The organism is Phocaeicola sp. (assembly GCF_057861905.1).
The window spans coordinates 24,864-34,225 of the sequence record NZ_DBMACV010000034.1 but is presented as its reverse complement, the minus strand read 5'-3'; the positions used below and the strand labels follow the sequence as shown (position 1 = coordinate 34,225).

8 protein-coding genes and 1 tRNA gene are annotated in these 9,362 nt (G+C 40.5%); 3 read left to right on the top strand and 6 right to left on the bottom strand.

All coding sequences use genetic code 11. The features are described from left to right. Together ACZM60_RS08225 and ACZM60_RS08220 are read left to right on the top strand one after the other, a co-directional pair. Positions 1–323: hypothetical protein (locus tag ACZM60_RS08225; protein WP_489521255.1), on the top strand; the 323-nt coding region annotated here is incomplete at its 5' end. 164 nt (positions 324–487) lie between these two features. Then, on the top strand, positions 488–1,117 hold the full coding sequence (locus ACZM60_RS08220) for a recombinase family protein (protein WP_204443630.1): 630 nt from the start codon (positions 488–490) through the stop codon (positions 1,115–1,117). A gap of 39 nt (positions 1,118–1,156) precedes the next feature. Here ACZM60_RS08220 and ACZM60_RS08215 read toward each other — a convergent pair whose 3' ends face one another. After that, on the bottom strand, positions 1,157–1,663 hold the full coding sequence (locus ACZM60_RS08215; RefSeq protein WP_489521254.1) for a hypothetical protein: 507 nt from the start codon (positions 1,661–1,663) through the stop codon (positions 1,157–1,159). A gap of 34 nt (positions 1,664–1,697) precedes the next feature. Continuing rightward, positions 1,698–2,129: a hypothetical protein gene (locus tag ACZM60_RS08210; protein ID WP_204443628.1), complete on the bottom strand. Its 432-nt coding sequence runs from the start codon at positions 2,127–2,129 to the stop codon at positions 1,698–1,700. Between the two features lie 812 nt (positions 2,130–2,941). Between ACZM60_RS08210 and ACZM60_RS08205 the strand changes: the two genes are divergently transcribed. Beyond that, a complete protein-coding gene (locus ACZM60_RS08205; RefSeq protein ID WP_489521253.1) occupies positions 2,942–4,450 on the top strand; it encodes a recombinase family protein in 1,509 nt (502 codons plus the stop codon). Here ACZM60_RS08205 and ACZM60_RS08200 read toward each other — a convergent pair. From ACZM60_RS08200 to ACZM60_RS08185, 4 genes are all read right to left on the bottom strand, one after another. Further along, a tRNA-Leu gene (locus ACZM60_RS08200) sits at positions 4,442–4,523 on the bottom strand. The genes ACZM60_RS08205 and ACZM60_RS08200 overlap by 9 nt on opposite strands. Positions 4,524–4,599: 76 nt before the next feature. Then, positions 4,600–5,616 (bottom strand): S41 family peptidase, encoded by a 1,017-nt coding sequence (locus tag ACZM60_RS08195; RefSeq protein WP_489521252.1) that lies wholly within the window; start codon positions 5,614–5,616, stop codon positions 4,600–4,602. 3 nt (positions 5,617–5,619) lie between these two features. Beyond that, a complete protein-coding gene (locus ACZM60_RS08190) occupies positions 5,620–6,471 on the bottom strand; it encodes a DUF3316 domain-containing protein (RefSeq protein ID WP_489521251.1) in 852 nt (283 codons plus the stop codon). Between the two features lie 10 nt (positions 6,472–6,481). After that, the gene (locus ACZM60_RS08185) at positions 6,482–9,115 is read right to left on the bottom strand and encodes a DNA gyrase/topoisomerase IV subunit A (protein WP_021970376.1); all 2,634 of its coding nucleotides are present in this window, start codon (positions 9,113–9,115) and stop codon (positions 6,482–6,484) included. Positions 9,116–9,362 lie beyond the last annotated feature (247 nt).

Below are 9,362 nucleotides of genomic sequence, written 5' to 3'. Positions count from 1 at the left end.
AGCAGATAAGGCAGCATTTAAATGTTGCAAACAATAATCTTATAACCGTCCTAAATTCATGCAGTAACCCTATTTTGTCGGTTATCGATGAGGCTCTTGTATATAGTGACTTTCAAGAAACACCTATGACTCTGAAGGATTATGAACATAGCCTATTACTCAAAGAATGTAATTATGATATGAGTGTTGTTGAGGCTAAGGTCAGGTCATTAGTTAGTAAAAACACTTATATAAAACGTGTGATGCAACCATACAAGGAATTATATACTCAAATGCAAGCCTCATCATGCCAACGGTTGAACATAAGAGAATTAGTAGCGTGAGCGTATTCAAGCAACAAGTGTATTCAAATAAATCAGCAAATAACTAAGAATACGTTTATATTTTGTATTAAATTTATTCTTTGATTTATTTGCATACATAGAAGAAAATGATTACCTTTGTTTCAGTAAATGAAGGAGTTAATAACTAAATAATATATCAGTCTATGAAAGCAGTTATATACGCTCGTGTTAGTTCAATATCTGACAGACAAAATACAGAAAGACAAATTGAGGATTTGAAGGCTTATGCTTCTGCTAATTGTTATAAAGTAGAGAAAGTATTTTCTGAAAAAATTAGTGGCGCAAAAAAGAATGCAGAGCGTGAAGTGCTTTTAGCCTGTTTGGACTATGCTAAACAGAATGGAATTGATATAATTTTAGTGAGTGAGTTAAGTCGATTCGGTCGTGCAATATGGGAAGTGCTCGAAACGATAAAGTATTGTGCAGACAATTCTATAAACGTATTCTTTCAGAAAGAAGGATTACAGATTTTGGACGAGAAAGGAGAAGTTTTGCCAACGATGGCAATTTATATAAGCTGTCTTGGATTTGCCGCTGAAATGGAAAGAAAAAACATAGCATTTCGTCTTAATTCAGGTCGTGAATTGGCTAAACAAAAAGGCATAAAGATGGGGCGTAAAGAAGGAAGTACAAAAAGCAAAGAACAAAAAGCAGAAGAATATAAACAAGTGATTAGAGAGCTTAAAAAGGGCACAAGCATACGTAAAACTGCTAAACTTTATGACGTATCTGTTAGCACAGTTCAACGGATTAAAGCTGAATTTAATCTGTAAAAAAAGGGAGAATAACCTCCCTTTTTTCATGTCCGACAATCAATATTCAAACATTAAAGTAGCGTTACCATTAAATGTATAATCCCTACCATCATGGTTCATTTTTAACTGCTCAAATCTGATAGTTATTTCGCTTTCATTGGGATTAACATTTGTTACTATCGCCTTTCCTGAATTGTATTTAAAGGCATCCTCCAAATCGGTAATGCTACCATCTTCTTCTTCGTTTAGCGGTGTTAATACCAAATTCATTGTAGAAAAATCATCGCCTACTTGAGGACCGGTTACATTTCTATATGAGAAAGTATAATATTCCACATTAATAACTCCATTACTTTCATTATCTACAGCGACAGTAAATGTTCCTTTATTCGTACTTTCGTTCCAACTTCCCATAAATCCAACCATTGATAAATTATAGGAAACTCCATTAATTTCAATCTTATCACCACCTTTTGTTGGGTCATCGTCATTACTACATGAAACCATCGTTAAAGAAAAAATTGCAATAAGGCTTAAGGTAATTTGTAAGAAATAATGTTTCATATTCTTTAGTATTTTAATTGAAAAATTTCAGAAATTAATAATTCCATCCATCCTCGTATCCTGATATGTATTTTTTTATGGCTTGGTTATAAACTTCTTTTGCTTTCTCATCAGAGGGTATTCCGAACCAACTTACAAAAAAAGCTTTTCCTTGTTCCTCTGTGCCATTTCCATCAAAATGATAATAATTTCTGTTCCGTTCTTTTGAGCCCCGCTTATCTCTAACACCATCTTCAACACCTTTATTATAGAAATGTTGAATTACTTTTTGGGTTAAATATTCACCTTTACTTGTTGTAAATGTTTCATCTTCCATTTTTTTCTGTTGTTGCTCTTGGTATTCGGTTTTAGGTTTTTCATTAGCAACAGGAATTGATTTTTGACTTCTTTTTTCGCTTTGACCACAAGAATTTAGCATTGTACACACTGAAAGCGAAATAATAAACAATATAAATATTCGTTTCATTTTGGTTTTTCCTTTCTTTAAATCTTATTTTTCGAATTCACTTAACTTAATTTTAGTCCAAAAAATTGTAAGGAGACAATAGAAAAAGCGTGGACTATTTACTATTATGTACCATCTCCTTGGTATCGCCAAACACCATCTGTCAAGTACAACAAGTAAAAGCCCACGCCGATAGACGCAGGCATTACCTTGTAACTTCTTGACAGAATCCTTTATTTTGGCGATTTTAGGAGACAAGAGTACACAAGCTAACGCTTTTTATATTATATGTCTTATAACCACATTTATTATACCATAGGCACTATAATTTTTAATTAACGCTACAAATTTAATACTTTTTCCTCTATTGCAAGAAAAATCAAAAGGAAAATGGTAATAATCAATTAGATACATATAAGTCTTAGTTAAATATATGTAAAAAAATCAGATAAAAAAAGCCTCAATCTTAATTAAGAAATACCATTATTGATTATCAACATATTGTGTTTTATGGAAATAAAAGTCGGGGCTTCTTTGATTTGCATTCTATTATTTACAGTAGTATATTTGCGACAAAAGATTATAAATCCTTAAGGGACAATGGTTTTACGCTTATCCATGCCGAGCAGAAGTCTTGTATATTAATGAATATCCAAGAGGCAAAAAACAAATAACCGTCATTGTACGGAATATATTATTTAATTTAATGACAGAGGAAGATTATGAAGAGCTATTCACACAATACAGCCTCAACAAAGAAGACAGTGCCGTGATAATTGATTATTTCAAATCACTCGCAGAAATTGTAATTGAATTTTATAACAAGTAATATTATGGAAAAGAATTGTATAATTTGGACACGTGTATCAACAAAAGAACAAGAAAAGAACGGTGGTAGTTTAGAAGCACAACGACTATGTTGCACTGAATATGCCCTATCTAATGGTTACAATATCGTTAAGGATGGCTATTTTGGTGGAAAACACGAATCAGCTAAAACACCGGGAATATTTATAAAGAGAATGATATCTGCTATCAAGACTAAACGTAATATCAAATATGTTATAGTCTCTGTAATAGATAGGTTTTCAAGAAATGCAGGACAAGGTATTAATATGTTTAATGATTTATTGAATATAGGAGTAATTATTGTTGAGGCTACAACAGGATTAAACACCGCCGACCACAGTCAAAAACTAATGTTGGAAATGAAACTATGTTTTGCAGAATGGGATAATGCAAACCGTACAGACAAATTCACAAGTGGGCGTAAAAATTGTTTGAAAAGTGGAGTATATTGTGGGGCTGTACCAATCGGTTATAATAAAGAAGGGAAAAGTATAAACAGAACATTTACCATTAATTCAGATGGGCAATTAATCAGAAAAGCCTTCCAATGGAAACTACAAGGTATGGCTAATTGCCAAATAATAGAAAAATTACGTCCTTTTGGTTTAGTTCTTTCAAAACAAAAGTTGCACCACATCCTGACCAATGTATTTTACGCAGGAAAAATAAAGCATAAAATGTTAAACTATGAAATAATAGATGGCAATCAGCCGCCCATAGTTAGTTATTCAGACTTTTTGAAAGTACAAGAAATACTAAGTGGGCGTACAGGTGTTTACAAGCACCAAAAAGAAGCTACACAGTTCCCTTTAAAGCGTCATGTATTATGTTCCAAAGACCATACACCTTTTACAGCATATACGGTAAAGAAAAAGAATATCAATTATTATAAATGTAATTGTATAGGATGCAAGACAAATGTATCAGCTAAAAAAATGCACAATAAATACGAAGAACTATTAGAGAGCTATGATATACCACAAAAATTTATTGGAATAATGAGAAAAATTATCTCCAAAATGATAAATTCAGAGCAAGATGAACGTATACAAAATATTTCACTGTTAAAAAAGCAGAAAAGCGAAAAAGAGAGTAAATTAAAGAAATGCAAAATAAGGTATGGTATGGGAGAAATAGATGATGAAGTTTATTCAATCACCGTTGAGGCTTTACAATCTGATTTAGCAAATATTACCCTTGAGCTATCCAAGTTTGATAAAGATTTATCGAACCTTGACAACCGTGTAAATGATATACTTGCAATATGCTGTCACTTAGGCAGTTTCTGGAGAAATGCAGATTTAGAGACAGCTCAAAAGCTCCAAAACTTACTATTTCCACAAGGTATTTTATGGGATAAGGAAAAAGACAATTATCGAACCTTTAATGAAAATGCAGCACTTTCAGTTATACGCAGAATTTCAGGAGGTTACAAGAACAAAAAAGAGGAAAATCCTTTTGGAAATTCCTCTAAAGACAATTTGTGCGCCTGATAGGACTCGAACCTACACGCCTTGCGGCACCAGATCCTAAGTCTGGCGCGGCTACCAATTACGCCACAGGCGCAAGCGGAACATACGAGATGTTTCCTTTTTGCGTGTGCAAAGATATACTATATTTTTGAAAAAGCAAAATATCAGGGCTATTTCTTTAGGATTTCGCAAGCTGTTTCAATGATCGTATCTTTTCCTCGCTGCATATCTTCACTTTTCATGTCTACTTTTACATCAGGATCGATACCGAACTCCAGTTGGTTCATGTAGGGATCGAACATCGGACTGGCCGAGAAGCGGATAGACCAGCCGTTGGGGATTTCGGAACTGAACGGAAGTCCCGAACCGCCTCCTGTCTTGTCACCGACGAGAGTTACATTGGGAAACTGGTTCATGCTGTTCACGAAATCGTTTGTTGCGCTATAGGAACGTCGGTTAGTAAGCACCACTACCTTTTTTTGCCATCGTATGCCGTCGGACGGTTCGATATATACCGGCTTCGGGTCCGAAAAGTCATTGTGTCCGGGACCAGTCTTGTGACACATGTAGCCCACGAGGACTTTTTCGTTGGTAAACCGTGCCGCCAGCTTCTGTGCCGTGGTCAGGTTGCCTCCGCCGTTGTTGCGCACGTCGATAATCAGGCCGTCGCAGATAGCCAGCTTGTTCAGGGTCTGGTCCAGATTGCCGTCGCCTATCCCGTTGGAGAAGCTGGAGCAGTAGATGTAGCCGATGTTGTTTTCCAGAATGCTGTATGTCAGTCCTGAAGAGTTGGTATAATCCTTTCCCAAATAAATGCTCTGGATGCTGTCGCTGAAATTGCGCGGGTAACTGTCGAACCATTCGCGGTACTGCGAGGTAGCCAGCGAGCTGGAAAGATTCACATGTCCGTCGTGCAGTTCGTTTACCATGTCCGAGAGGACCTCGAAGAGATTCTCCCACGTCATGTCCGGCGTGATGCGGCGTGCATAGCGCTCGTGCACCTCGTTCCAGTCGAGTCCGTATTCCTGATTTTTATAGTCAAGGAAACAATACTGTTCATCGATGATTTTCCATAGCGCCTCGAAATTATCTTCGGGCGTATTGCCGGAGATGTCTTCCCGTATGCAGGAAGAGAAAACCTGCAGTCCGGTCAGCATCGTATATAATATGTGTGCAAGTCGTTTCATAAGCTAAAAGGGAGTTACTTTAAGTGGCATGCTGATGCGGTTCTTTCCGCGCAGCAGATACAGGTTGCGTACGAAACCTATCATGAAATCATGCGAGTAGGCGTGGCTTTTCAGGTTGTTCACCTTCGACTGCTGAATGTCGCATACATAGCCCACGCGCATCGTTACGTTGCGTATCGGAAAGTCCAGCGTCACCATCTGCCGTAGTGATGGATTGTTGTGCAGCGAAGTGAACACTACGTTTCTGCCTCCGTTACCCAATGAGAATATTTCGTAGTACGATTCACCGTATTCGGGTGAGAACATGACCCCCAGTAGCGGGAGGTTGGCCTGGTAGCGTACCGTGAGCGGATAGCGTGCTATATGGAACTTGTAGATGAGCATACCCGATGCGCCCAGTCCGCCGTAGGCCTTCGCTTGCGCAGGATTGTTGGAATTACGTCGGTTGTAAACCACCCCTCCGTTCAGGTCGAGCATCGGTCCGACCAGGATTTTCAGTTTGTCATCGTTCATGCGGAACTGATAGTGCAGGGCATAGCTCCAGTTTACCAGCCCGGCATACATCTCTGCCGTCTGCGAAATATTCTTGTTGTATGAGGCGTTGACCTGAAGCAGGCTTTGCCCGGAAACCTTTCCTCCAAGTATGCGTGTCATACGCATGCCTTCGTGCATGAAGCGTACCTCGGTTCCCGTATATTCCAGCGGAGAAAGATATGTTTCGAATACGTTGCTGTGTCCTACCCCGACCAGAGTTGACCGCATCACGTAGCGTGTGGCTTGCAGACTATCTTCCTGAGCGTATACAGACAAGAATGTTCCCAAGGCGACGAGCAGTATAATTAACTTCTGTTTCATTGTTCCGGTTTTAGAATAAAGTCATTTGTTCGTTGTCTTCGTCCGTATCGTTGTCTGTATCCGGGACATCTGTTTCTACAACTTCTTCTTGAGGTTCAGGCTTGCGGGTAGGTTCCAGTTCTTCTATATGGTCGACGGTGAAGGTTGTCAGACGTTTCCCCTTTGCCTTGAAGCTCTTTACTCCTACAAAATCGCTGGCTTCTACAATCAGTGCTTCCCTGAAGCTGTCGTGACCGCCGAATACGACTTGCAGACGCGGATAAGCCTCGCTCGACAGCAGGACAAGCTGATTATGCTTGTTCTCGCCCAGATAATTCTGCCGTTTCGAGGTCTGCTCGAAGGTAAATCGTTTCAGGTACGGATAGTTCTGCTGGTCGGCATCGTAGAGTACTGCCGTCCATACCTTGTCGGCATTGAATTTCTCGATGAACTGGATGTCGGCATCGTAATGGTTATTCAGGTCGAAGTCGGTCGTATAGAATTCTCCGTTCTTGTGTACCACCAGAATGCTTTCTCCGCTCTGGAATTCTCCCAGATACTGTCCGCGTCCGTCGTAGTTCAGACGCAACACATCGTGGTCGAACCATACCTTTCTGCCACCCAGTGTAGAGCCGCCGCGCTGTTTCAGGCTGATTTTGTGTACCTCGTACTTGGTCAGCAGGTTACCCATCGACTGGCGTCCCTTGATGTTGATGGTACTGAAATCTTTCTCGAATATCAGTTTCTTGATACGCGGGTTAGGGCGGAGGGTTACCTTGATAACTTCAGCTTCTCCATTTGGGTTGGCCGTAAAATAAACAATCTTTGAGCCGGGTGTACCCTGTGTTACGTCATATTCACGGTCACGGATCATCGAAGTTATGTTAAAACGTTTGATGTAGTGGAATCCTTCTTTCCCGTCGCGGTAAATCACGTTGTAGATGGTACGCTTGTCGTTCTTCTTGAAGATGTTCACGTAAAGGATATTCTTGCCTACAAACAACTTGTCGGATATACGTACAATCTTATATTTTCCATCTTTGTAGAAGATAATCACATCGTCGATGTCGGAACAGTTGCAGATATATTCGTCCTTCTTCAGGCCTGTACCGATAAATCCTTCCTCGCGGTTGATATACAGTTTTTCGTTGGCTTCCGCCACTTTGGTTGCCACAATCGTATCGAAGTTTCGTATTTCCGTACGTCGTGGAAAGTTCTTTCCATATTTTTCCTTGATACGTGTATACCAGTCGATAGTATATTCGGTGATATGTGCCAGATGGTTGTCTATCTCCTCGATGTCAGCCTTCAGCTTGGCGATGAACTCGTCCGCCTTGTCCTTGTTGAATTTCAGGATGCGTGCCATTTTTATCTCCATCAGCTTGAGAATATCCTCCTTGGTCACTTCACGCACAAACTGTGGGTAGAAAGGAGTCAGTCGCTCGTCAATGTGTTCACAGGCAGCATCCATATTTTCAGCCTGTTCAAACTGCTTGTCCTTGTAGATGCGTTCTTCGATGAATATCTTCTCCAGTGAGGCGAAATGCAGCGTTTCCAGTGTTTCGTTACGCTGGATATTCAACTCCTGACGCAGCAGCGACAGCGTATTGTCCACCGATTTGCGGAGCACCGCACTGACCGAAAGGAAATGCGGTTTCTTGTTGTCGATGACACAGCAGTTGGGCGAGATATTTACCTCGCAGTCGGTAAAGGCATACAGCGCGTCCAGCGTCTTGTCCGACGAAACGCCCGGAGCCAGATGTACCAGAATCTCTACCTTGTCGGCTGTATTGTCGTCCACCTTCCGCACCTTGATTTTACCTTTCTCGATAGCTTTCAGAATAGACTCTATCAGCGAGGATGTTGTTTTTCCGTACGGAATTTCACTGATGCAGAGTGTCTTGTTATCTATTTTCGAAATCTTGGCACGCACACGCACTACACCACCGCGTTCGCCGTCGTTGTAGCGTGACACATCGATGGATCCTCCCGTCTGAAAGTCGGGATAGAGGTGAAATTCCTCCCCATGCAGATAGGAGATGGCGGCATCACACAATTCGTTGAAGTTGTGTGGCAATATTTTCGATGAAAGACCTACGGCAATACCTTCTACGCCCTGAGCCAGCAGGAGCGGGAACTTTACGGGGAGCGTTACCGGTTCGCGGTTTCGTCCGTCGTAAGAAGCCTGCCATTCGGTTGTTTTCGGATTGAATACCACGTCGAGTGCAAATTTGGAAAGACGGGCTTCGATGTATCGGGGAGCCGCAGCATCATCTCCGGTAAGGATATTACCCCAGTTTCCCTGACAGTCAATAAGCAAATCCTTCTGTCCCAGTTGTACCAGCGCGTCGCCGATGGATGCATCGCCGTGCGGGTGGAACTGCATGGTATGTCCTACAATGTTTGCAACTTTGTTGTATCGTCCGTCGTCCAGTCGTTTCATGGAGTGCAGAATGCGTCGCTGTACGGGCTTCAGTCCGTCGTTGATATGAGGAACCGCACGTTCCAGAATAACATACGAGGCATAGTCCAGAAACCAGTTTTGGTACATGCCGCTCAACTGATGTTTTACGTTTTCGTCTCCCTGATCGACAGGTTTATAGTCAGAATGTGCTTCTTTATCGCTTGATTGGATATCGTTTTTTTCGAAAGTATCTTCGCTCATATAAGTGATTTAGTGGAAAAACAACAGACAAAAATACGAAAAAAAATATTCCTATTATATATATTATTGAAAATAAACCAGCATTTTACTGCTAATTCAAGGTGTGAATCATATCTGTTTTTGGGCAAAAAACGATAATGTCAAAAGGAGTTAAGAATATTCCCTTCATCTTTTCCCAAAAAGCTCGGCACGTTTTCTGAAAATTTGTACAGAAAAAAATAAAATTTGTACAAATTTTATTCGCAAC